Raw genomic sequence first — 22,570 nt, 5'->3', positions numbered from 1 at the left:
ACAATATATAATTAAATTATCATTACTTTACAATAATTCTGCATAATTATCAAGGAATTGTACAAAAAAATTTTCCATTTCCAAGTTTGAAGGCTAAATAAAGGTACATCAATTATAGATAAAAAGTTTTCAAATTTATGCATTTAAGTCCGTTATGGCAGGAATATTAATTTCCTTTACACATGAAACAGGCGATAAATGAATAACGCACTGAACAATAGCTACAATGTCTTGCACAGGAATACGTGTCCCTTCATACAGCATAATCGCCTTTTCTGCACCTTCTTCATACGGTACTTCAGCAGCAAGCTCTCCTGGATTAATACATGTTACAGAGATCTTATCTTTTCTCACATGCTCACGTAAAGCATTTGTAATACCACGCAAGCCAAATTTAGACGTAACAAAGGACACTTGCGCACTATTCGTATGATCTAAACCTGCGGTGGAACCAATTAAAATAATTTTTCCATTTTCCGCCTGTCTTACATTAGATAAAAGCGCCTGTATGTAAGTAATAGTGGACGTTAAATTAATATTGATTAAGTTCGCAATATCTCCAACTTCATCTTTATCAAACGTATAGTCATCTTCGAAACCACGCTTCTCCCATACGCCGACATTGTAGATTAGTACATCAATAGCAATATCTTTTAAAGTTTCTTTTAAAAAAGGAATTTGTTGTTGACTAGATAAATCAATTGCGAGCCATTGACGATTTACACCATCATTTATATCTAAACTACTTGGTCGTGTGCGTGATACCACCCATACTGTATCTCCCTTAGTTGGTAAGCCTTTTACAAATGCATCACCTAACCCTTGGCTTGCCCCAAATATCATAAAGTTCTTACTCATCCAATTACACCCCCTCTTAACAACTAAAGTACTCCTATATAGGTGCACTCAACTACTTAAATTTCATTTCAAACGTCCCTTTCCATCCGAAACGCTTCTTCCTCCAACATGAGCACACTATACATACTCAGGAAATGTCTTGCAACTTTTTTCTTGTTCCATATCATGTCCAAAGAAAACGATAGGTTTTTCATCTGAAACAATTTCTTTTAACCGTTTAATAGATTGTGAAGCCATTTCTGAATCAAATCCTGCAAATGGAACTCCTTGCTCAAAGTTTTCCTTTGTATAAGATGCATCAATTGTTAATAAAACAGAACCCGACTTTTCCGTTTTAACGAATACTGACTGATGACCCGGTGAATGCCCTGGTGTATAAAGCAATTGAACACCTGGCATTACCTCATAATCTCCCTCAATTATTTGATAGTTCAAATTTGGTAATATGCATTCCTTCAAATATTCTTCTCGCTGTAAAGCTGCATCATATTCAGTTCGTTGCACAATAATAGGGGTATGGCTGAAGCTCCCATTCCCCCCAGCATGGTCAAAATGCAAATGAGAGCTAATCACATAGAGAAGATCTTCTGGCGCATAACCTACTCGTTTTAAAATATTTACAATTCTATCATCTGATTTCATTTTCGGAAGAATCTGTCCTTCCACAAACGTCCCCTTAAAAAGATCTTCATTATCTACTGCGCTTTCTGGCATTCCTGTATCTATTAAAATGGGCCCTTCTGTCGTTTCTAAAAGATAGCACCATACCGGTAAATTTAAAAGTTTACCAGGAGTAAGCGCACTATTAACAGCAGAATGATCCAACATACAACGACCAGCTGGTAAAAAATAAAGTTTTTTAACTGTCATTCTATATCCACCTTCACATATCATTTTGGATGAAACAAATACCGGTAATACTTCCGCTAATAACAACCTTTCTCCTGCTATCTCTTTTTTGATTATAAACTTTTCTTTACATTCTCATTTATCCATCCCCGCATCACCTGTAACTCCTCATTTGAAGCAGTTCCTTCCCCATATCTCACTTTCTCATAAATTGGAATAATATCGCTGCTCTTATGAATACGGGAAAACCATTGTTGAACTGTCTCTTGTAATCTTCTCTTTTCAAACTTCGGTAATGTCATTTCCCATCTAATTAACATTGCGCGTACTTCTTCTACTGGAAGTATGAAACTCTCTTGCTCTTCTTGTTCTGCATTTCCCTCAACTTTTCGCATTTCTTTTCGTTTCAAATCGATAGGATGACTCGCCTGCTTCTTATTCCGCATACGGCGAAAGATAAAAAACACGATTAACATCACGAAAAAAAGGATGCCAATTTTTATAAATATATTTTCAGTGCTAACTCCTAAAAACTCTTTTCCACCAGTCGGCACCTTTTTATCTCCGGGGATTCCTCTGAATTTCCCTCTCTGATAATATCCATATTTATCAAAATCTGGTAAATATTCATTTTCATATAATACTCCTGAATCCGAATCTCCTTCTGGTGGAATTACCGTGCTTTCTCCTATAAATTCCCCGCTTTTCGTTGTCGGTGGTTCACCCTCTCCTATCTTTGAATGAGAAGAATCTATTACCTTTTCCTTTGCAAAAAATGCACCTTTCGTTATTCCAATCGCTAATATGAAGCAAGCGCTAATAGCTAAGAGACAAAAAATAACACGTGATCCCCAGTTCAATTGATTCACCGCCCTCCCTTTACTTCACAATTTGTACCCATCCTTTTTGTTTTTCGGGTGGATATCCAATAATTAATGGAATACATCCTGCTTCTTGTCTGCGAAACCCTACTTGATAGAAGAAATGCGTGTTAAGCGGTGTATCTTTTTCTGTTAACGAAGACAAAAGATCCATTGCTTTATAAAGTTGTTTTCGGTGTTTTCCCCCTTTTAAATGAATAACGCCTTGTTCCCGTACTCCATTTATCCATAATTCGAACGAGCAATCTTGTGAAATTAATTCCCGGCACACACCAGCAGCGACTTGAATTAAATATTCCATATCGGTACGAAGCGTATACCCTGTTTTACCTAATAGATTTACATACAGCGCATACCGATCGCCTTGTGTATATTCATACTTTTTCGCACTAATCACCCCAGTTTTTGCAGTCGCTCCCCAATGAATCGAACGAAAAGATTCTCCTTCGTACCCTTTCACACCTACTATTTTCGTTTCATCGTATAATGGAGACACAGCCGCTCTTCGAAATCCATGCTTCCATGTTGTCATTTCTGGTATTGTCACTTTAGACATTTGCGGAAGAATATGAAATTCCGGGAGTTTCTTTTGGTCAATAGGCAAGTAATACGTTAAAAGGCCGAATGGATCCGATATTATAAGTTCCGCTGCTTGCCAACCTTGTCTTCCTCTTTCATTTGCATTTCCTTCTATCGTAATTGTAATCATATCTCTTTCTTCTATTTGGAGTGGCATTTGATAAGAGTGATGTAAACGCTGCATCTTCTGATCCGTTTCCCATTCCACTTGTTCATCAGAGCGAAACTGAAAAGCTGCTTTGAAAATCGGGAAACGTGTCTTATTTATAATTCGCACCGTACACTCCGCCCTTTCATTCATGAATAATCTTTGTTGATTTTGAGAAATCTCCCATCTCACTTTCATGATTGCTTTCATATACATGTATATAACCCCAACTAGCAACAAATAAAACAAAAAGATAGCCACCATGAAAAATTGATTGGTAAAAACGACGAGAATAAGACAAACAACACCGCTTCCCCCTATAAAGAGAGGTTCCAATAACGGATGTTTCCTTTTTATAATCTCATTCATACGCTTTCCACAGGCACTGCAAGTTTTTCTAAAATCCTTTGCAGTACATCTACTTTTGTTGTTTTCATATCCCCCTCAATTGTTAATGTTAACCGATGGGCACAAACCGGAGCTGCCAAAGTTTTTAAATCATCAGGAGTTACATATTCTCGTCCCTTTAATAACGCCCTTGCTTGCGCTGCTCTCATAAAAGCTAAAGACCCACGCGGACTCACCCCAATTTCTACCAAGTCATGGTTCCGCGTTGCTTCTACAATATCAAGCAAGTATTCTTCCACCTCATCGTGTATATGAATTCTTTTAGATTGCTCTTGCAACTCCAATATATCAGAGAGAGTTACAACGCTTTGCAAGTCATTAAACGGATTATTTTCTTTAAATCGTTTTAACATTTCTTTTTCATATTTACGATTTGGGTACCCTTGCCGAATCGTTAATAAAAAACGATCTAGCTGTGCATCTGGAAGTGTAAAAGTTCCTGCCGACTCTAACGGATTTTGCGTCGCTAACACAATAAACGGATTTGGTAATACATGCGTTACACCTGCAATTGTTACCGTGCGTTCTTCCATTACTTCTAACAACGCTGATTGCGTCCGCGGAACAGCTCTGTTAATTTCATCTACTAACACAAGATTTGCAAAAATAGGCCCCTTTCTCGTTTTAAAATCACTCTCTTTCATATCAAAATACTCTAAACCTACTACATCACCAGGCAATGTATCAGACGTAAACTGAATACGTTGAAAAGCGCCGTCAATACTCTTCGCAAGTGTTTTAGCTAATGTTGTTTTCCCCGTTCCTGGTACATCTTCTAATAAGGCATGCCCATTCGCAACTAACGCAATCATCGCTAAATCGATTACTTCTTCCTTACCTACAATGACTTTCGAAACATTGTCTTTAATTTTTTCTAATATAGGCATACTCCCATTCCCCCTCTTATAAGTTTGATTTTTCTGTCATTTTATCATAGACGCCATTACCTATAAACTGGAAATTATTTTTTCTTCCAAACTTAAAATCTAGCACATGCCCATTTTTCTGCGGTTGCACAAAGATTAAACATAGATTTACAAGACACTTTAAATTTAGACTGGACAAAATTCGTCTGAATTGATTTAGTGAACAAACTTACCTAGATTTACTTTTTCAATACTATGAGTTAATGCTGAATACCAATATTAATAGGTAAACTACTATATATCCCATCTAAACGAAATATATAAAGATGTGTCCCGAAAGAATTTTCTTCTTATTAAGAAAATTCTTTCTAAATATTTAACAGCAAAACATTTGGAGGAATTTGTAAAACAAAAACGAATTCTTCTATTTGCAAGATATAAAAAATTTAGGAGGATGTTAAAATGGAAAAAACAATGATGGTAGGAACAACAAACATGATGATGTCTATGGAAAAAATGATGTGTGAAATGAAATGTATGAAAATGATGATGAACAATATGATGCAAATGGATGGAGAAATGGATACAGCGATGTCGAACAAAATGCAAGAATGTGACGAAATGATGAATTCTACTATGTCTATGATGAAAGCAATGAAAGAGAAATGTTGTTAATTCACAAAACTGTTTAAATACGTATAAGGAAGGCTGATCTTTTACTAGCCTTTCATTCATTTTTAATACTATTTTTTCAAAATGCTTGTATACATGTATCTTCTTACATGAGATTCGTTATATTTATGCACACATAAAAAGGGAGAGAATTTTATAATTCTTCTCCTTTTTTAGTAAGGAAACACCAGTTATCCTGAAAGGAGTAAACAAATGAACAAAATTACTCTTAGTGATTTAAACTCACCGGAAACTATGCGTGACCCTATTATGTTCTATAAGCCTCTCTTCGAACAACAAGAACCCATCTTTCGTCTTGATGACTTTTATGGTATGGGCGGAGCGTGGATCGCATTGCGCTATGACGATGTTGTTGCCATACTGAAAGATCCTCGTTTTCTCAAGGATTTGCGAAAATTCGCTCCCCCGAAAGATAAAGAGAAATTTATTGAAGAAGATACATCTGTGAGTAAGCTGTTTGAATGGATGATGAATATGCCGAATATGCTTACGGTCGATCCACCTGACCATAGCCGCTTGCGCCGGTTGGTCTCTAAAGCCTTTACCCCGCGTATGATTGAGAACCTTCTTCCGCGTATTCAAGAGATTGCCGACGAGTTGTTGAGTGCTGTGGAGAAAAAAGGAAAAATGGATATTATTGCGGACTTTGCCTATCCTCTTCCCATTATTGTTATTTCAGAGATGCTTGGGATTCCCACTACTGATCGAAACCAATTTCGTGCCTGGACACATGAGCTCATGAACGCTGCTATGGATCCTCGTCAGGGGGCTACAGTTACTGCAACACTCGAAAAGTTTATTCATTATATCGAAACATTACTGGCCGAAAAGCGTGTCAACCCTAGCGCTGATCTGATGAGCGCTCTAGTCCAAGCACAAGAAAAAGACGACAAACTGAGTAAGAATGAGCTTCTTTCGACGATATGGCTTCTCATTATCGCTGGACATGAGACAACAGTGAATCTAATTGGTAATGGTGTACTAGCTTTACTGCAACATCCCGAACAAATGGCGTTGTTACGAGACAATTCTTCGATGCTTCCCTCCGCCGTCGATGAGCTGTTGCGCTATGCTGGTCCAATTATGATTGGTAACCGTTTTGCGGGTGAAGACATCACAATGCATGGTAAAACGATTCAAAAAGGTGAAATGGTACTGTTTTCACTTGCAGCTGCCAACATTGATCCGAAGAAATTCTCTCATCCTGAAGCGTTAAATATTACACGCGAGGAAAACGAGCATCTAGCTTTCGGTAATGGTATCCATCACTGTTTGGGTGCTCCGCTGGCACGTCTAGAAGGACAAATTGCATTTGGCACATTGCTGCAACGTCTACCTAATCTCCGTCTAGCAACTAAACCTGATCAACTCGTTTATAATTATAGCAAATTCCGTTCTCTCGCAACTCTACCAGTAGTTTTCTAATCCTTGCTGCCCGCGATAACCAAAATCATTAAAAAATAAGCTCCGCCTAACAAGAATTCATCACCCACTTTCATTGATGTTATTGCACCTTCACGTTTAAAATTGGGTGATGAATTCCAAGGAAACGTTAAATGTATTAAAACGAGAATATTCATAAAACTAATCATGTATTTAAAAGGATACACTCCTCATCTTCAATAAAAAATCTTCTAATTTACCCCCAAATATAATTCTAAACTTCGAACACACCATATATAAGCTGATGAATAGTCATATTCTATCAGTCCGATTCTTGCACAACCTCTTTGTTCACAAAAAGTTCAATTATTTCATATAATCAAATACCCTATAATTATGATAAAATAATTTTTAATCTGATATAATATGACTCCTGGGCAACTAGGAGTTTTTGCTATATAACGATCATGGTGTGAAAATACAATAAGAATCTGCGACTCAAAACTAACATGACAAATTCTACTTCAGGAGGCATATAATGAAAAAATTATATTATGCATCATTCGTATACTTAGTAATCGGTTTATTATCAGGTGTATTCGCTAGAGAATATGCCAAATCAAAAGGCATTCTAGGATCTACGCTGCTGAATCTATTACATACACATACGCTAGTACTTGGATTTTTGTTCTTTTTAATTGCCTTAGCATTAGCAAAAGCATTTGCGTTTCATAAGGCGAAAAGTTTTAATATGTGGTTCATCGTCCATAATATTGGATTAATTTTAACACTTTCTTCAATGGCAACTCGGGGACTCCTTCAGCTAAATGGTGCTAATTTTAAAGAATTAACCTATATAATCGGATTCTCTCATTCTCTCATTGGTCTTACCCTAGTTTGGTTTATGATTTTATTAAAAAAATCATTCAAAATGTAGTATGTAACACAACAAAAAATAGAAACGAGGCTGTCTCTAAAAAATTGTTTTTAACAACCTTTTAGGAAAGCCTCGTTTTCTGTATGGATTATTCCCCTATTTCAGCGAACTTCTTAATACGCTCACCAATCTCATCACGAACACGTTGGAATACTGACCACTCTTGACCTGCTGGGTCATCGAATCCCCAGTGAACACGTTTTACGTGCGGAGGTGTAACCGGACACACATCATTCGCATGGCCACAAAGTGTAACAACAAGATCCGCATTGTTTAAAATATCAAAATTAATCATATCAGATGTTTGATTCGTAATATCAAGTTCTACTTCTTCCATCGCTTTAATCGCATTTGGATTTACACCATGTGCTTCAATTCCAGCAGAATATACATTCCATTTGCCGCCTAAATATTTCTTACCAAACCCTTCTGCAATTTGGCTACGACAAGAGTTTCCCGTGCATAAGAAGTAAATCGTTTTTTTATTTCCCATGTGAAATACCACCTTTATTATGATTGTTTTTGAAAGTATTTTTTCTGAAACCATAACGCTACATTTACAAGTGCTATCATAACGGGTACCTCAACTAAAGGTCCAATAACTGCCGCGAATGCTACTCCAGATTGAATGCCAAATACCCCTACCGCTACAGCGATTGCTAGCTCAAAATTATTACTTCCCGCTGTAAAAGCTAATGTTGTTGTGACTCCATAACTTGCGCCAATTTTTTTGCCCATGAAAAAAGAAACAAAAAACATCAGCACAAAATAAATGAGTAACGGAATCGCGATACGTACAACATCAAGTGGTACGCTAACAATCATTTCTCCCTTTAATGAAAACATCATAATAATTGTGAATAGTAATGCTATTAATGTAATAGGACTAATCTTTGGTATAAACACTTTTTCATACCATTCACGCCCTTTTGCTTTTACAAACATGAAACGTGTTAACATCCCAGCAATAAACGGAATTCCTAAATAAATAAAGACTGATTTCGCAACTTCTCCTATTGTAATATCAATAACAGCACCTTCAATCCCTAGCCATTCAGGAATGACTGTTACAAACACGTACGCATACACTGAGAAAAATAACATTTGGAATACAGAATTAAAAGCAACTAATCCTGCCGCATACTCTGTATCACCTTTTGCTAAGTCATTCCAGACGATAACCATTGCAATACAACGTGCCAAACCGATCATGATGAGTCCTACCATATATTCTGGCTTATCTTGTAAAAATATAATAGCTAAAGCAAACATGAGAACAGGTCCAATAATCCAATTTTGTACGAGTGATACAATTAACACTTTTACATCTGTAAAAACGCGCCCCATCTCTTCATAACGAACTTTTGCAAGCGGCGGATACATCATTAAAATTAACCCAATTGCAAGCGGAATAGAAGTTGTTCCTACCTGTAAACGATTCATTCCATCAACAAATCTAGGTGATAGATACCCAATTCCGATCCCCACTGCCATCGCCAGAAAAATCCAAAGGGTTAAATATCGGTCTAAAAACGATAATCGTTTCATTTTTTCTCCTTTTTGTTTTAACAACATGAAGTTGAATTTATACTGCAACTAGACATTTCTACTTTATTAATTTCACTATGAGCCTTCGTATAGAAGAACTCCCATTCATTTCCGTCAGGGTCCGTCACCCAAAACTTATCTTGCACAGCATAGCAACAAGTCGTATCCATTTCTTCACGAGCAAAGAACCCTTCTTTTTCTAAACGCTCTTTATGCAAGGTGATTTCTTCTTGATTTTCCACTTGGAAACCGAAATGATTTACCTGATTTCCCTTTACTTCATCCCTTACATTTAAAGTAAAGTTTAATCCCGGATTCTCCAATAAAAACTTCGCATAATCTTCTTTTACTTTCACTGGTTGTACTCCAAATACCTTACTGTAAAACTCGATTGATTTCTCCAAACTCGTCACATTGATCCCAATATGTACATATTGCATATCTTATTCCCCTTTCAATTTCATTAATCAATTTTTTTTGATTTATATAACACAAAAAAACTTAGCAGCAACTCCCTCTGCCAGTTTTTCGGAACACACAACAAAGCTCTTCCGACAACAAATTATTTACTTCTTCATCATTTAAATCGTAATAGCTCCATGTTCCCTTTGTTTCTTTCACAATTAAATTTGCATCAAGCAATATTTTTAAATGATATGACAGTTTAGATTGGGAAATTCCAAAAACTTCAGTTAAATCACACACACATGTCTGTCCACGTTGACATAACTCGTACATAATCTCTAATCTTTTTTTATCTGCAAGAGCTTTAAACTTCTTTTCAAACTGTCCGAAGTTTTCTTTCATACCCTTCACTCTCTTCATCAATTTTTTTTGATATTCATATTATATACACCGCTTTCTTATATATGCAACCAATAAATCAAAAAAAATTGATGTATTGGTTGCATTGTAATTTATTAATCTAGAAAAAAAAGAGTCTCATAATATGTATGAAACTCTTCTTTACAAATCAAATAGATTTAATAACCTTAGAGCTGTAAATAAACATTCGACACAGCACCGTCATCACTATTGCAAGTACTAGAAAATATAGAGGCATAACAATAAGCGAACCTGTATGCAACTGACTCATTCCCCAGATCATAAGTGTGACGATCATATAATACCCTAAACTAAATATAGCACCCGCCGTTCCAATCACGTCCTGGAACTCGACTAACGCTAGGCTTAAACAATTCGGTAAAGCAATCCCTATCCCTAATAGCAATACAAATACAGCTACAAGAAGGAGAATCATATATATTATATTCGCACTTGTACCAGTAAAAGCAACGCTGGATAACATGATTGCTCCCCCTGTCATTACTATGCAACCTATATAAATAATTTTTTCTGGTTTATAAACTAAAAGTAACCGCTTTGAAATTTGCGCTCCAATAACAGAAGCGAAAGCCACCACTATACCTAGGAAACCGAATATACCAGGTGATAGTTTAAAATATTCAATGAAAATAAACGGCGCTTCAGCATAATAGCTAAATAATATACCGTTCGTTCCCCCAATCAGCACGCCAAATGTTAATACTTTAGGATCTCGAATCATTCGTTTGATTACAGAACAAATGTTGATTTTATTTGTTGTTACATTTGTTCGAGTTTCTGATAGCATTATAAATGTACATACTAATATCCCAATGCTCATAACAACTAAAGTAAGAAACACACTTCTAAATCCAAATATTTGATCCATAAAGCCACCAATGAAAGGACCTATAGCTGGCGTGAATGCAATGACTGCTGAAATTTGCGCAAACATGACATGTCGTTTATGTCCATCTACACTTTCACGAAGAATCGTTTGTGTAACAACTGATCCTGTACTTGCTCCAAATGCTTGTATAAAACGACTGAACAGCAATAATTCAATTGAATGAGCCAAGTAGCATAATAAACTACCGATACCGTAAGTTACAATTCCCCACAGCATTGCAGGACGACGCCCAATTATATCAGACAACCATCCCCAGCAAAATACTCCTAACGCAAATCCAGCAAAGTAGACGCTAAGCGTTAACTGCATAGCGTTATTACTGACATGTAACGCTTTCGAAATATCCGGTAAAGATGGTGTGTAAATTGTTTCACTAATTTGCGGGAATGCCACAAGAATAATCATTAACCATAACGATGGTACTGAGACTTTTTTCATTTCTAATACCCTCCTATAACTTAGAAAATCTCAGACGTTTAGAGCTTTCCTTTGCTACGGAACAGGAGGGGCCATGATAGAAATACGATCATAAAACAACAATATAAACACCTCGATTGTTTCATGTTAATACCTATAGGAGGGTATATATTAACATTCATTTTTCATTGCATTATTTTACAAAGATTAACATATATTATATATTTCTTTCTCTTATATTACAAGGTTATAGAACAGTGTATTCAGCCTAAGTACATAGATTGAGCAATTATCAATTTCCACACTTTAACCAAATAATAGACGAAGTAAAATAAAGGATTTCCTCTGATACTCCAAGAAACAAGAATAGATATAGAAATACTTGATTACATCTCATCATGAAAGAATAGTTTTTAAACTTTCTTTCACATGAAATACCATAAAGAATATGTAGCAATGATAAAGGGGAGTATCATGTACACAATTGGACAAGTAGCTAACTTTTTAGGTGTATCTAGAGATACCTTAAAATTTTATGAAGAAAAGGAATTAGTAAAACCGAAACAAAGTATCGAGAATGGGTATCGAAAATATAATCATTTTGATATACATGATATAACAACAGTAAATTTCTATAGAGAAATGGATATTGAAATAAAAAAAATCCAGGAATTAAGAAAAAGTAAAAATATAGAGGGAATACAATCATTATTAGAAAAGAAAGAACAAGCTGTTTTAGAGGAAATAGAATATAAAAAGCTTCTTTTAAAAAAACTTCAGCTAGTAAAAGAAGATTGCAAAAAAATCAAGCAATTCTTAGGAAAATACACAGTAAAAGAAATGGAGCCTTTAGAAATAAAAGGAGAAATAGAACACTTTACTGCGTATGATGAGTATGAAACTTTAAAAAAGAACACAGACAGCTTAAAAAAAGCAGTTACTCTAACCTCTTTAAGAAGAGTCATACATTTCAATGAAGAAGGTATTATAGAAGATAAGTTTATCATTGTAAGAAAAGTAGAAGACTTTGATAAAGAAATAAAAGGTGACATTCTATCTCATCCAAAATGTATGTATACAGTTATTGAAGATGGAAGATGGACAACTGGCGGAAAAAATATTGATCATAACGTAGAAGCTAGTTTAAGAAAAGTAGCAATAGAGAAAGGATATGAACTTTTGGGGCTAGTTTATATAAATTTATTACTTACCACTTATGAAGATGGCATCGAACGTATATTTTTAGAAATTTATGCACCTATAAAGTGAAAGTTTAATCAGTGGGGGTTTTCTTCCTCCCCCACTGATTATTAGCCCTCACGACTCGGGCCTTTACGGGCAGCCCGACTCCCACCTAACTTCTTTGTTTTCACTGAATTTTGAGGTGGGAGTCTTACTGCCCGCAAATAGCGGGATAAAATAATGCAAACATGTATTGACCTGTGAGTAACCCCTAGGTTTAAGCTAAATGTATTAGTAAACAGTTAATCAAACTGTATTTTAAAGCTATAATTACATATTTAATTATTATTCTAGCTTAAACCACACAATTTGCTGCAAACGAACAAACGTAGGCACTTCTTTTTCCTCTAATACAATATGATCTGGCTTCACACTTCGCAAAGTTCCACTTACACTCCCTCGAATTGTTTCCACCACAACTCTTCTCCCTACAATAGACTGCAATGTTTGTACAACATATGGATCAACAAGTGCAACCACTTCACCACTTATCTCATAACCATCTCGAAAATAACCGAACACATCTTCATAGGAATAGTACATATAGGCCACCTCTTTTCAAGATTTGCTGTAGTGTATGTGGCGTGCAATCCGGAAGTGCCTATCTAACAGAAAAAGCGACGCCACAATGTGACATCGCTTTTGTATGTAAGGGAGACTAGAAGAAACTCTTCTAACCTACTCCCATTTATAAGTCCAAAATTGTTCAATTTGTAACCATTTTAACGTTGCGGCATCTTTATTTTGCAGTTTTACTTCTGTTTCTTCGAGCATCGCTTCTGTTTGTGAACGATGCGCACGTAAAGCCGCTAATTTTTGTTCAAACGCTTCACTAATGTTGTTGACAACATCTGGTTCTCCTAATACTTCTTCGCGATTTTTTGTAATCGCAACTGCATGAATGACTGGACGCGTTTCTTTTGGCATACGTGATACGGCATGAACAGTAGCACGGCCGAATGCATCGTGGTCTGGATGAACACCATGTTCTGGATAGAATGTAATAATACGTGATGGCTGCACATCGCGAATTACCGCTTCAATTTTATCTGCTACAAAGTCTATATCTTCAAACTCTAACGTTTTATCATGGAAACCGAGCATTCTTAAATCTTCAATTCCCATTGCTTCACATGCATCTTTTAATTCTTTTTCACGGATACTTGGAATCGTTTCACGATTTGCAAATACACCTTTACCCATATTGCGTCCCATTTGTCCAAGCGTTCCGCACGCATATGTTACAGGTACTCCTTGCTTTCTTAATAAACTAATTGTTCCTCCCGCTGCAAATGACTCATCATCTGGATGCGGAAATACAACAAGCACGTGTCTTTCCATACTTTCCCCTCCTTCTTACTTAAATGGTGTTAAGCTTAACTCAAGTGCTACAGCTAAACGACCTTTATTATCATGGCCCGCTAATAATAAGCGTTCTTGCCCATCTACTTCCCAATGTGTAATACCTTCTGCATACACCCATCCATGATCCATCTTAAGACCAACTCGGTATGGATTTGTTCCAGTAATTTTTCCGCGTTCAAAACGAATAATTGCATTACGAATAAATGCTCCAACTGTCATCATCTTTTCATTAAAGTGTGAAGCATATGCTCCGTTTGTCGTTTCTAAATGAATATATACATCTTTATTTACAAAACGCTCGATTTCATGTTGAATAACAGCACTATTTTTTACTATTTCCATCGGATTTCACCTCTTTAAACCATTTTACGCAAAAACAATGTAAATTGCTATCTTTATAATAGAGGACAATGCGTACTTTGCCTAATGATTTGCATTTTGTTTTTATTTTTTTATATGGTATATGAAATTTCACTATCCGTAAATAGTTTTCTTTCTTTTTTGAATTTGCTACAATAGAGGTTATGCAATGGGATATATTTCGACAATTAAATACATATTTTAAAGAAGGTGACATATTGGAACATTCAGCACACGAAGTAGCAAATTGGCAATATTACTTTGCAATCGCCGTATTTTTAGTGACGTACGGATTTATTATTTCTGAAAAAATAAATCGCGCTGTCATTGCACTGTTTGGCGCTGCCATAATGGTTATTTTCGGCATAGTAGACTTACATACTGCCTTTACATCTCATATCCAATGGGAAACCATTACCCTTTTAATTGGAATGATGATTCTCGTACATATTACAAGTCAATCTGGTGTATTTGAGTATGTAGCCATTAAAGCAGCAAAAGCAGCCGGCGGGAAACCCATTCGGATTTTATTATTTTTATCCCTATTAACCGCAATCGGCTCTGCATTTTTAGATAATGTAACAACGGTATTATTAATCGTTCCTGTTACACTATCGATTACACGTATTTTAAAAGTACAACCTGTTCCTTATTTAATTTCTGAAGTATTATTTTCAAATATTGGTGGTACCGCGACACTAATTGGTGATCCTCCAAACATAATGATTGGATCCGCTAATAAACATTTAGATTTTAATGCCTTTTTACTTAATTTAACACCAATTGTACTTATTATTTCCATTGTTACATTAGGCATTATTTATCTTATGTATCGTAAGAAGCTAAAAACAACACCTGAACAAATCGCCAAGCTTATGGCACTAAATGAAAAAGACTATATTCGTGACCGGAGCTTACTCCTAAAATCTCTTTCCATTTTAGGTTTAACAATTCTCGGGTTTGTTCTTCACTCAATTATTCATGTAGATGCAGCAGTTATCGCAATGACTGGTGCAACACTTCTTATGCTAATTGGCGTAAAACAACATGAATTAGAAGATGTATTTGCTCATGTAGAATGGGTAACGATTTTCTTCTTCGCCGGCCTTTTCATTCTTGTTGGCGGGTTAATTGATATCGGACTTATTTCATCTTTAGCAAAAGAAGTGATTGATGTAACGAATGGTGATATCGGTTTTGCAGCGATTCTTATTTTATGGGTATCAGGCGTGGCATCAGCTACGATTGATAATATTCCATTTGTCGCAACGATGATTCCACTTATTCAAGATTTAGCATCAGGACTTGGACTTTCTGTTGATTCTCCGCAAATTGAAGTGCTATGGTGGGCCTTATCACTTGGCGCTTGCTTAGGAGGAAACGGAACATTAATTGGTGCATCAGCAAACGTAGTTGTTGCCGGCATTGCTAGCCGCGAGGGGCATGGATTTTCTTACCTTGATTTTTTAAAAATTGGCTTCCCGTTAACAGTCATTGCATTATTATTATCACATGCTTATATATATTTACGTTATTTAATGTAAAAAAGGATTGCAGCAATGTGCTGCAATCCTTTTTTACTGAAAAAATATCCCAATAATCACTAGTGCTCCTAGAAGAATACCACCAATTTGTCCAACAATTCCCGGTGAGAATTGTATCCCTTTTCTAACTTCAACAACCGGCTTTTCATGCCTAAGCTGCTGCACTTCACTTTGTAGTTGGTGTACACTACCATGCAATTCTTTGACAAGTTCTTTTAACTCTACTAATTCTTCATTTACTGGCTGTGTTTTTTCTAAATTCATATGACATGACTCCTTATCTCAATCCATATGTTGTAAAAATTCGCCAACCATCATTCTTTTTCCTGCAAAATACATTCATATTAGTGAATGTATTTTGCAGGAAAAGTTTGTACTTCTAACCAACCTCTATATGTTAATTTTATAAACAACCTTATGACGATAACTAAAGTAATTACAAAGCAAAAGAAGGACCTAACAAGCTATAAAACCACTAGATCCCCTTTTTATTTTCTTTTGAATGAACTGTTCACTTTATTATCCTATTTAAATTATTTTTGCAGTGTGACCCATTCCCTTCGCAATATCCCCATTATAATGCGATCAAAACTCTTCCCGTCCCGGCAAACCGCTTCTCTCATACTTCCCTCCACCATAAATCCAACCTTTTTATATACTTCAATAGCAGATTTATTATAAGAAATAACATCGAGTCCTACACGATGTAAATTTAATTCGTGGAAAGCATATTTCAAAATCAGGCGTAGCCCTTCCGTACCATACCCCTTACCTCGATACTTTTTATCACCTATACCAATCGCCAGTAAGCCAGCTCTATTATTCCATTCTATGCTATGAAGTGCTACAAAACCAATTAAACGATCATCTTGAATGGTTCTTAACATAAAAGAAACGCTATTTGACTTTCTTCCTTTTAATAACTCATATTCCTTTATTTCATGTAAAGATAGCGGAACTGCTATATCTGTATCCACATTCCGTAAATACTCACTATCCTCTTGCCAAATAGCCATTTGTTCAACATCTTCAGCTCTAATTGCTGATAATTTAATATTTTCACCTAAAAAAAGATGATTCATTTCAAAAATCCCCCTTTGCAATTGTGGGGATAGTTCTGTGATGTATTAGGCCTACCTATCCCCTTGCTCCATAACCTTCAGTGATGATGGGATACTTACAATAAGCGATAACATTGGCACATCTCCTTTTCATATCATTACCTTCATTATACATATTTCAGATTATTCATTCAACTAATCTCCTTTGCCGATTAATATATGTACTGTATGATAGAAACCAATAACAAACAATATTGACGCATGTTACAAATTGGAGGTACTTCAAATGAAAGCACTTTGTTTCGATGAATTCGGAAATGCTGATGTATTACAATATCGAGAAGTTTCAGATCCAACTATAAAACCAAATGAGATTCTTGTTCGTACAAAGGCAATTGGCTTAAATTTTGCTGATATATATAGACGGAAAGGTAACTATCATCTTGTTGGTAAACCACCTTACATATTAGGTTATGAAGGCTCAGGGGTAGTAGAGAAAATTGGCGCTGAAGTTACCGATGCTACGATTGGAGATCGTATTGCATTTGCTGATGTACCATTCGCAAATGCGGAGTTAGTAGCTGTTCCAATAGAAAAAGCAATTCCACTCCCAGACTCGATTTCCTTCGAGACAGCTTCTTCTGTTTTATTACAAGGCTTAACGGCTCATTATTTGACAAAAGATAGCTATGACGTAAAAACTGGTGATGTCATTTTAATTCATGCAGCTGCCGGAGGAGTTGGTCAACTTCTCATTCAGATGATTAACATGGAAGGCGCACAAGTCATTGGCCTTACTTCATCTAAAGAAAAAGCAGAATCTGCTTATTCCGCTGGGGCAGACCATGTATTTTTATATTCAGAACCATGGCGTAAGAAAGTATTACAAACTACACAAGGTCATGGTGTAGATGTTGTATATGAATCGGTAGGTTCTACATTAGAAGAAAGTTTTAAAGCTACAAAAATCGGTGGTACTGTCGTATTTTACGGAATGGCCGGTGGTGATCCTGCCCCTGTTGATCCGCGAATGCTGATGGATACTTCGAAAACATTGACTGGCGGAGATCTTTGGAATGTACTCACAACGTATGAAGAACGTAAAAAACGTTCACAGCAACTATTTGATTGGATTACCACTGGAAAATTAAACATCGAAAATCCAACTACTTTTGCTTTAGAAAATGGCGCTGAAGCACATCGGTTATTGGAAAGTCGAAAAAGTACAGGGAAAATTTTATTGATACCTTAATCATTTCAACTCAAAAACAAAAAGGTAGCTAGAAGATTTCTTAAATAGACTAAACTAAGAAGAGGATATTATGTTCAATATATGAGCATATATCCTCTTTTCTTATACATATTAGATTAGTTATACAGATATTGAAAATATAGTTAAATATGCATACAACATTCAAAAAAGTACACATACTCCAGGTGGAGGGCGTAGCCCATAGCAGGAGGCGTAGTGAGGTCTTTAGACCGAGCGTTAATATTTTTTAGGGGTGAAGTGCTATGAGAGTACAAAAGGTTCTCATAGAGAATAACAACAAAAGATACATATTACTGGATCAAGAAGGATTCCCTGTAATACCAGTTATGAAATATATAAATTATTTAGATAAGACAGGAAAAAGACCTAATACTCAAAAAACATATTGTTATTCCTTAAAACATTTTTATATCTACTTAGAAGAAACAATTAACCTTACAATTACCGTTATAGCAAACTTCTATGACTACCTCTACCGAAATAAAAAAGTAAAAAATGACATGATGGAAAAGTTAATGAAGCTATTAAAAGGCTTTTAATAGCCTGACTTTCTATGGAGCAATGATTGTATCTTCGTTGTTGATCATCGTTGGAGAGTGGATTCGTCCCCTATATATGTGGGGATTGCTTCTTATTCTAGGATTAACTGGTACATTTTTGTACTATATAATAACAAAAACGCTAGACTCTATGGTTAGTGAAAAGAATGAAAGAAAAGTACCTGTTTCTTATTAAAGGGTTGTTTTTTCACTAATGCATGAAGGGGTACCACCACATTGTTATCAAGTTAAAAAATCTGTTGTTCCGCAAAACGAAAAAATGAGCTAAACTCTTATAGACAGCTGTGGAAGGATAAATTTTTTGCTTTGGGGATATTTCAAAACCTTAAGTTGATGGTGATGGGGTTCCGCCCCATACCCATCAAGCTAAGAAATATATTTCTCCCCATAACGAAAAAAAATTAAATTCCTATGGACAACCATGAAAAGGTAAAATTTCCGTTTGGAGATACTTCGAAATATTCACTTGATGAGCATGGGTACTACCCCGTGCCCATTAATTTAAAAAATCAGATTAACTCCAAAACAAAAATTCCACACATGGTTGACTACGGATAACACTGATTATGTAAATAAAAATTCCCTTTAAATTTTTTAAAGGGAATTTTTATTCATAAGTACTACGGACCCTATATTTATCATGAATTGAATGACTAATTATTACTGTTTATCAACAATTACTCCTCTGACCGCTGCCTTTATATAAGGAGCGTCTTGTAACTGTTGCAAAGACTCTGTTGTGCCTGTAATTACTACACCATATATAGGTAAATCTTTTGGAGAAATACCTTTAATATTTTTATAATGATTTTGAACATCATCATTATTAAGTTGATTATTCTCATTTAATTTTTTCATTGCATCCATAAAGTCTTTTGAATTTCTCTTTAAATCTTCTTTTAAATATTCTTCTTTTTTTGTGTAACTTCCTTGAAATCCATATACATGCGTAGACATCTCAGCATTCAAAACAGCACCAGTTTTAGGATCTTTTAAACCTACATAAGTATCTGGGCTATTTTCATTGTATGTGTCTACCCAATACCAAACTGGTTGTACATCTTTTGGTAACATTTTTTCAATTTGCTCAACTGTATATGCTTTATCAAAAGATATAGCTATTTCTCCAACTTTATTTTGAAGCTCTCCAATATTTTTAAGGTCATTTACATAATTTCTATATGTAACAAATGGTAAATAAAATCGCATTTCTCTCTGCATCGTTTGACTATTATAATCTGGTAATGTCTCAAATTCATCCTTCTTATTACCAGATTCTTCGTCTAATATTGTATTTCCATTAAAATTCAATTGACTATATCCCAAAATTGATGAATACTCATATATTTCATCAATCCATTTAACTGGTTGTCCAGCAATATTTTTATAAGAACTATATGTAATTGTACCACCAGTTACACCCATACTTAATTTGGTATGTCCATTAAATAAAATATTAGGGCCTTTTACAGTATGCAATACATTCCTTTGTATTTCCATTTTAATAAAGGTCTTTTGAGAAAAATAAATAGATGAAATATAAATTCCAATAATCACGACAATCGATGCACACATAGAGATAATCCAATTTCGCAGAAGATGCTTCCTCTTTGCTTTCTTTAGTAACCCCTTCATCTGTTTATCATCCATATCTAGTTCAAAATCTTTCCGACTCATGTTGCTTCCCCCTATACAATGCTTTAAATTGATTACGTGCCCTGTATAAATTTGTTTTAACGGTTTCTTCTTTCATGTCTAATAAAGAAGAAATTTCCTTATAAGATAATTCATAATCATATTTCAATAATAAAATATTCTTATAATCTGGATTCATTGTTTCCAGCACTTCTTGTATTTCCACTTGGAATTCTTTCGTTAGAATAATTTCATCTAACGATTTTTGACCAATAAGTATAACTGACTCAATAGGTACCGGATTAAAACGTTTTGATTTTCTATATAAGTCCCGATATTGATTAATTGCTACCCGTAATAACCACGGAGTCAGTTTTTCTAACGAAATATCATCCATTAAAAACATTGCTTTGTATAATGTATCTTGTACAATATCTTCAGCTTCTTTTACCCCTACACCAAGCTTTAATAAATACTTATAAATAACTTGGGATTTTTCTACTAATAACGATTCAAATGTATCATGATTCATCTAACTCTCCCTTCTATATAATTAACGTTTGAAAACGTAAAATGTATACAAACTTTGTAAAAAAAAATAAAAAAGTACATCTATGTATAATGTACAATGCGTATTTTCTATATAATTACAGTTAATATAACACCACTTAGTCGAAGTGAAAAAGTTATCTCTATGCTAGCTTTTTATCATTATTGATATCAAATAAAGAAAGGGAGCGCACTATATCACCATCGAGCTAAAGAGAAATTGTATCCATAAAACGAAAAAAACGTTATTCTTTTTGTAAAAATATATAGAAAGGATGACGTTTTTGCTATGAATTTATCAATTTCTGATGAACTAGAATTGTTTTCTAAAGAGTTGCAACGATATATGTCACCACATGCTTTGGAGCAATTAGCTAGAAATGTAGGATTTGTGAAACGAAAAAGTAAATACCGCGCACAAGATTTAGTGGCTCTATGTATTTGGTTAAGTCAAAATATAGCTCATACTTCATTGGCACAATTATGTAGTCGATTAGAAGCTAACACAGGCATTTCCATGAGTCCAGAAGGACTCAACCAACGTTTTAATTCTCGAGCTGTACAGCTTTTACAACAACTCTTAGCACATTTACTTCACCAACAATTTTGGTCTTCTAGCAAGATTCCAACTTTGTATACAAACTATTTTCGACGTATCCGTATATTGGATTCTACACACTTTCAGATTCCGGATAAATTCACTTCTACATATCAAGGTTCAGGTGGTAGCGGTCAAAACGCTGGCGTAAAAATTCAACTAGAGTATGATTTACTAAGTGGTCAGTTTCTACATGTTCATGTAAGATCAGGAAAGAACAATGATAAAACTTATGGCTCTACTTGTTTAACGTCTCTTCAACCGAATGATGTATGTATACGTGACTTAGGATACTTCGACTTAAAAGACTTACATACCATAGAAGAGTGTAATGCTTATTTTATTTCAAGATTAAAGCTCAATACACGTATATATCAAAAGAATGAAGAGTCTGAATACTTTCAAAATGGAACAATAAAAAAGCACTCTGAGTACATCCAATTAGATATGGAGCAATTCATTGACCAATTACAGTCCGGTGAAACATATGAAATTCCTGAGATTTATATCGGAATGTATCAAAAGCTTCCTGCAAGACTAATTCTGTATAAATTAACTGAAACGCAAATGAAACGTAGACAAAAGGATTTAGCATCTAAAGAACATAAGAAGCAAATTACCTATAAAGAGCGTAGTAAACGGCTTAGTGCGATTAACTTTTACATTACAAATATCCCTTCGGAATACTTACCAAAAGAACAAGTATACGATTTTTACTCTTTACGGTGGCAAATTGAACTTTTATTTAAAACATGGAAATCATTTTTTTATATTCATCACTGTAATTCTGTAAAATTAGAACGATTAGAGTGTCATTTATACGGACAGTTAATTAGTATCCTTCTTTGTTCCTCCACCATGTTTCAAACGCGCCAATTACTCCTCACCAAGAAGAAACGAGAGTTGAGTGAATATAAAGCAATTTATATCATCAAAGATTATTTTCCACTTCTTTATCAAGCTTTACAAAACATACTAAGATTAGTAGTGCAGACCAAGGCATTGGTTCGCACTACTATTTTTTATATAGTAGAAGTGAAGAGAAGGTCGTGGGTGTCTTGGGATTCTGAATCCGTATACA

The 22,570-nt window shown here is 35.1% G+C and carries 24 protein-coding genes and 1 pseudogene; 8 read left to right on the top strand and 17 right to left on the bottom strand.

Annotated features, from left to right (window positions below):
* Positions 1-135: 135 nt before the first annotated feature.
* From ACX5JI_RS17250 to ACX5JI_RS17230, 5 genes are all read right to left on the bottom strand, one after another.
* Positions 136-858 carry an SDR family NAD(P)-dependent oxidoreductase gene (locus ACX5JI_RS17250; RefSeq protein WP_459502263.1) on the bottom strand — a complete coding sequence of 241 codons (723 nt, stop codon included), beginning with the start codon at positions 856-858 and terminating at the stop codon, positions 136-138.
* A gap of 117 nt (positions 859-975) precedes the next feature.
* Positions 976-1,728 carry a quorum-quenching N-acyl homoserine lactonase AiiA gene (gene aiiA / locus ACX5JI_RS17245; protein ID WP_459502262.1) on the bottom strand — a complete coding sequence of 251 codons (753 nt, stop codon included), beginning with the start codon at positions 1,726-1,728 and terminating at the stop codon, positions 976-978.
* 92 nt (positions 1,729-1,820) lie between these two features.
* The gene (locus tag ACX5JI_RS17240) at positions 1,821-2,576 is read right to left on the bottom strand and encodes a hypothetical protein (protein ID WP_459502261.1); all 756 of its coding nucleotides are present in this window, start codon (positions 2,574-2,576) and stop codon (positions 1,821-1,823) included.
* A gap of 10 nt (positions 2,577-2,586) precedes the next feature.
* Entirely contained in the window at positions 2,587-3,684 is a 1,098-nt protein-coding gene (locus ACX5JI_RS17235) for a DUF58 domain-containing protein (protein WP_459502260.1), read from the bottom strand.
* A complete protein-coding gene (locus tag ACX5JI_RS17230; protein WP_459502259.1) occupies positions 3,681-4,610 on the bottom strand; it encodes an AAA family ATPase in 930 nt (309 codons plus the stop codon). The genes ACX5JI_RS17235 and ACX5JI_RS17230 overlap by 4 nt, the downstream gene beginning before the upstream one ends.
* A gap of 441 nt (positions 4,611-5,051) precedes the next feature.
* On the opposite strand from ACX5JI_RS17230, the gene ACX5JI_RS17225 reads away from it, so the two are divergent.
* The 3 genes from ACX5JI_RS17225 to ACX5JI_RS17215 all read left to right on the top strand — a co-directional run bounded on the left by ACX5JI_RS17225 (position 5,052) and on the right by ACX5JI_RS17215 (position 7,602).
* Complete coding sequence (locus ACX5JI_RS17225) at positions 5,052-5,264, top strand: hypothetical protein (protein ID WP_459502258.1); 213 nt, start codon at positions 5,052-5,054, stop codon at positions 5,262-5,264.
* Between the two features lie 210 nt (positions 5,265-5,474).
* The gene (locus ACX5JI_RS17220) at positions 5,475-6,707 is read left to right on the top strand and encodes a cytochrome P450 family protein (RefSeq protein ID WP_459502257.1); all 1,233 of its coding nucleotides are present in this window, start codon (positions 5,475-5,477) and stop codon (positions 6,705-6,707) included.
* Positions 6,708-7,203: 496 nt separating this feature from the next.
* Positions 7,204-7,602, top strand: coding sequence for a DUF2871 family protein (locus ACX5JI_RS17215; RefSeq protein WP_459502256.1), 399 nt, complete (start codon positions 7,204-7,206; stop codon positions 7,600-7,602).
* Between the two features lie 88 nt (positions 7,603-7,690).
* On the opposite strand, the gene arsC is transcribed toward ACX5JI_RS17215, so the two are convergent.
* The 5 genes from arsC to ACX5JI_RS17190 all read right to left on the bottom strand — a co-directional run bounded on the left by arsC (position 7,691) and on the right by ACX5JI_RS17190 (position 11,323).
* On the bottom strand, positions 7,691-8,095 hold the full coding sequence (gene arsC, locus ACX5JI_RS17210; RefSeq protein WP_459502255.1) for an arsenate reductase (thioredoxin): 405 nt from the start codon (positions 8,093-8,095) through the stop codon (positions 7,691-7,693).
* A gap of 17 nt (positions 8,096-8,112) precedes the next feature.
* On the bottom strand, positions 8,113-9,150 hold the full coding sequence (gene arsB / locus ACX5JI_RS17205; protein ID WP_459502254.1) for an ACR3 family arsenite efflux transporter: 1,038 nt from the start codon (positions 9,148-9,150) through the stop codon (positions 8,113-8,115).
* 17 nt (positions 9,151-9,167) lie between these two features.
* Positions 9,168-9,590, bottom strand: coding sequence for an ArsI/CadI family heavy metal resistance metalloenzyme (locus ACX5JI_RS17200; protein ID WP_459502253.1), 423 nt, complete (start codon positions 9,588-9,590; stop codon positions 9,168-9,170).
* Between the two features lie 61 nt (positions 9,591-9,651).
* Positions 9,652-9,957, bottom strand: coding sequence for an arsenical resistance operon transcriptional regulator ArsR (gene arsR / locus ACX5JI_RS17195; RefSeq protein ID WP_000662011.1), 306 nt, complete (start codon positions 9,955-9,957; stop codon positions 9,652-9,654).
* Positions 9,958-10,123: 166 nt separating this feature from the next.
* Positions 10,124-11,323 (bottom strand): multidrug effflux MFS transporter, encoded by a 1,200-nt coding sequence (locus ACX5JI_RS17190; protein WP_459502252.1) that lies wholly within the window; start codon positions 11,321-11,323, stop codon positions 10,124-10,126.
* Between the two features lie 453 nt (positions 11,324-11,776).
* Between ACX5JI_RS17190 and ACX5JI_RS17185 the strand changes: the two genes are divergently transcribed.
* On the top strand, positions 11,777-12,571 hold the full coding sequence (locus tag ACX5JI_RS17185) for a MerR family transcriptional regulator (RefSeq protein WP_459502251.1): 795 nt from the start codon (positions 11,777-11,779) through the stop codon (positions 12,569-12,571).
* A 258-nt stretch (positions 12,572-12,829) separates the two neighbouring features.
* Here the strand turns inward: ACX5JI_RS17185 and ACX5JI_RS17180 are convergent, their stop codons facing one another.
* From ACX5JI_RS17180 to ACX5JI_RS17170, 3 genes are all read right to left on the bottom strand, one after another.
* Positions 12,830-13,087 (bottom strand): YuzF family protein, encoded by a 258-nt coding sequence (locus ACX5JI_RS17180; RefSeq protein WP_459502250.1) that lies wholly within the window; start codon positions 13,085-13,087, stop codon positions 12,830-12,832.
* Between the two features lie 135 nt (positions 13,088-13,222).
* Entirely contained in the window at positions 13,223-13,885 is a 663-nt protein-coding gene (bshB2, locus tag ACX5JI_RS17175) for a bacillithiol biosynthesis deacetylase BshB2 (protein ID WP_459502249.1), read from the bottom strand.
* Between the two features lie 15 nt (positions 13,886-13,900).
* Positions 13,901-14,251: a YojF family protein gene (locus ACX5JI_RS17170; RefSeq protein ID WP_459502248.1), complete on the bottom strand. Its 351-nt coding sequence runs from the start codon at positions 14,249-14,251 to the stop codon at positions 13,901-13,903.
* Between the two features lie 236 nt (positions 14,252-14,487).
* Here ACX5JI_RS17170 and ACX5JI_RS17165 point away from each other — a divergent pair, with 236 nt between their 5' ends.
* Positions 14,488-15,813, top strand: coding sequence for an ArsB/NhaD family transporter (locus ACX5JI_RS17165; protein WP_459502247.1), 1,326 nt, complete (start codon positions 14,488-14,490; stop codon positions 15,811-15,813).
* Between the two features lie 33 nt (positions 15,814-15,846).
* On the opposite strand, the gene ACX5JI_RS17160 is transcribed toward ACX5JI_RS17165, so the two are convergent.
* The gene (locus ACX5JI_RS17160) at positions 15,847-16,077 is read right to left on the bottom strand and encodes a hypothetical protein (RefSeq protein ID WP_459502246.1); all 231 of its coding nucleotides are present in this window, start codon (positions 16,075-16,077) and stop codon (positions 15,847-15,849) included.
* 269 nt (positions 16,078-16,346) lie between these two features.
* Complete coding sequence (locus tag ACX5JI_RS17155; protein ID WP_459502245.1) at positions 16,347-16,895, bottom strand: GNAT family N-acetyltransferase; 549 nt, start codon at positions 16,893-16,895, stop codon at positions 16,347-16,349.
* A gap of 265 nt (positions 16,896-17,160) precedes the next feature.
* Here ACX5JI_RS17155 and ACX5JI_RS17150 point away from each other — a divergent pair, with 265 nt between their 5' ends.
* Both ACX5JI_RS17150 and ACX5JI_RS17145 read left to right on the top strand, forming a co-directional pair.
* A complete protein-coding gene (locus ACX5JI_RS17150; protein WP_459502244.1) occupies positions 17,161-18,126 on the top strand; it encodes a quinone oxidoreductase family protein in 966 nt (321 codons plus the stop codon).
* Positions 18,127-18,389: 263 nt separating this feature from the next.
* Positions 18,390-18,668, top strand: a pseudogene (locus ACX5JI_RS17145) (tyrosine-type recombinase/integrase); the annotation flags it as partial.
* 699 nt (positions 18,669-19,367) lie between these two features.
* Here the strand turns inward: ACX5JI_RS17145 and ACX5JI_RS17140 are convergent.
* Together ACX5JI_RS17140 and ACX5JI_RS17135 are read right to left on the bottom strand one after the other, a co-directional pair.
* Positions 19,368-20,384 (bottom strand): anti-sigma factor, encoded by a 1,017-nt coding sequence (locus ACX5JI_RS17140; RefSeq protein WP_459502243.1) that lies wholly within the window; start codon positions 20,382-20,384, stop codon positions 19,368-19,370.
* Complete coding sequence (locus ACX5JI_RS17135; protein WP_459502242.1) at positions 20,365-20,874, bottom strand: RNA polymerase sigma factor; 510 nt, start codon at positions 20,872-20,874, stop codon at positions 20,365-20,367. Before ACX5JI_RS17135 ends, ACX5JI_RS17140 begins: the two co-directional genes overlap by 20 nt.
* A gap of 306 nt (positions 20,875-21,180) precedes the next feature.
* Between ACX5JI_RS17135 and ACX5JI_RS17130 the strand changes: the two genes are divergently transcribed.
* On the top strand, positions 21,181-22,570 hold a 1,390-nt coding region (locus ACX5JI_RS17130; RefSeq protein WP_459502241.1), incomplete at its 3' end, for an IS4 family transposase.

This window comes from Bacillus sp. C1 (assembly GCF_054570475.1).
Note: the sequence above shows the minus strand (reverse complement) of the source record. Positions and strands in the feature narration are given on the sequence as shown.

What these genes read in the sequence shown, in the direction of transcription:
- ACX5JI_RS17250 (WP_459502263.1), bottom strand. Translation starts at nt 858, where the DNA reads ATGAGTAAGAACTTTATGATATTTGGGGCAAGCCAAGGGTTAGGTGAT.
- aiiA (WP_459502262.1), bottom strand. Translation starts at nt 1,728, where the DNA reads ATGACAGTTAAAAAACTTTATTTTTTACCAGCTGGTCGTTGTATGTTG.
- ACX5JI_RS17235 (WP_459502260.1), bottom strand. Translation starts at nt 3,684, where the DNA reads ATGAATGAGATTATAAAAAGGAAACATCCGTTATTGGAACCTCTCTTT.
- ACX5JI_RS17230 (WP_459502259.1), bottom strand. Translation starts at nt 4,610, where the DNA reads ATGCCTATATTAGAAAAAATTAAAGACAATGTTTCGAAAGTCATTGTA.
- ACX5JI_RS17225 (WP_459502258.1), top strand. Translation starts at nt 5,052, where the DNA reads ATGGAAAAAACAATGATGGTAGGAACAACAAACATGATGATGTCTATG.
- ACX5JI_RS17220 (WP_459502257.1), top strand. Translation starts at nt 5,475, where the DNA reads ATGAACAAAATTACTCTTAGTGATTTAAACTCACCGGAAACTATGCGT.
- ACX5JI_RS17215 (WP_459502256.1), top strand. Translation starts at nt 7,204, where the DNA reads ATGAAAAAATTATATTATGCATCATTCGTATACTTAGTAATCGGTTTA.
- arsC (WP_459502255.1), bottom strand. Translation starts at nt 8,095, where the DNA reads ATGGGAAATAAAAAAACGATTTACTTCTTATGCACGGGAAACTCTTGT.
- arsB (WP_459502254.1), bottom strand. Translation starts at nt 9,150, where the DNA reads ATGAAACGATTATCGTTTTTAGACCGATATTTAACCCTTTGGATTTTT.
- ACX5JI_RS17200 (WP_459502253.1), bottom strand. Translation starts at nt 9,590, where the DNA reads ATGCAATATGTACATATTGGGATCAATGTGACGAGTTTGGAGAAATCA.
- arsR (WP_000662011.1), bottom strand. Translation starts at nt 9,957, where the DNA reads ATGAAAGAAAACTTCGGACAGTTTGAAAAGAAGTTTAAAGCTCTTGCA.
- ACX5JI_RS17190 (WP_459502252.1), bottom strand. Translation starts at nt 11,323, where the DNA reads ATGAAAAAAGTCTCAGTACCATCGTTATGGTTAATGATTATTCTTGTG.
- ACX5JI_RS17185 (WP_459502251.1), top strand. Translation starts at nt 11,777, where the DNA reads ATGTACACAATTGGACAAGTAGCTAACTTTTTAGGTGTATCTAGAGAT.
- ACX5JI_RS17180 (WP_459502250.1), bottom strand. Translation starts at nt 13,087, where the DNA reads ATGTACTATTCCTATGAAGATGTGTTCGGTTATTTTCGAGATGGTTAT.
- bshB2 (WP_459502249.1), bottom strand. Translation starts at nt 13,885, where the DNA reads ATGGAAAGACACGTGCTTGTTGTATTTCCGCATCCAGATGATGAGTCA.
- ACX5JI_RS17170 (WP_459502248.1), bottom strand. Translation starts at nt 14,251, where the DNA reads ATGGAAATAGTAAAAAATAGTGCTGTTATTCAACATGAAATCGAGCGT.
- ACX5JI_RS17160 (WP_459502246.1), bottom strand. Translation starts at nt 16,077, where the DNA reads ATGAATTTAGAAAAAACACAGCCAGTAAATGAAGAATTAGTAGAGTTA.
- ACX5JI_RS17155 (WP_459502245.1), bottom strand. Translation starts at nt 16,895, where the DNA reads ATGAATCATCTTTTTTTAGGTGAAAATATTAAATTATCAGCAATTAGA.
- ACX5JI_RS17150 (WP_459502244.1), top strand. Translation starts at nt 17,161, where the DNA reads ATGAAAGCACTTTGTTTCGATGAATTCGGAAATGCTGATGTATTACAA.
- ACX5JI_RS17140 (WP_459502243.1), bottom strand. Translation starts at nt 20,384, where the DNA reads ATGAGTCGGAAAGATTTTGAACTAGATATGGATGATAAACAGATGAAG.
- ACX5JI_RS17135 (WP_459502242.1), bottom strand. Translation starts at nt 20,874, where the DNA reads ATGAATCATGATACATTTGAATCGTTATTAGTAGAAAAATCCCAAGTT.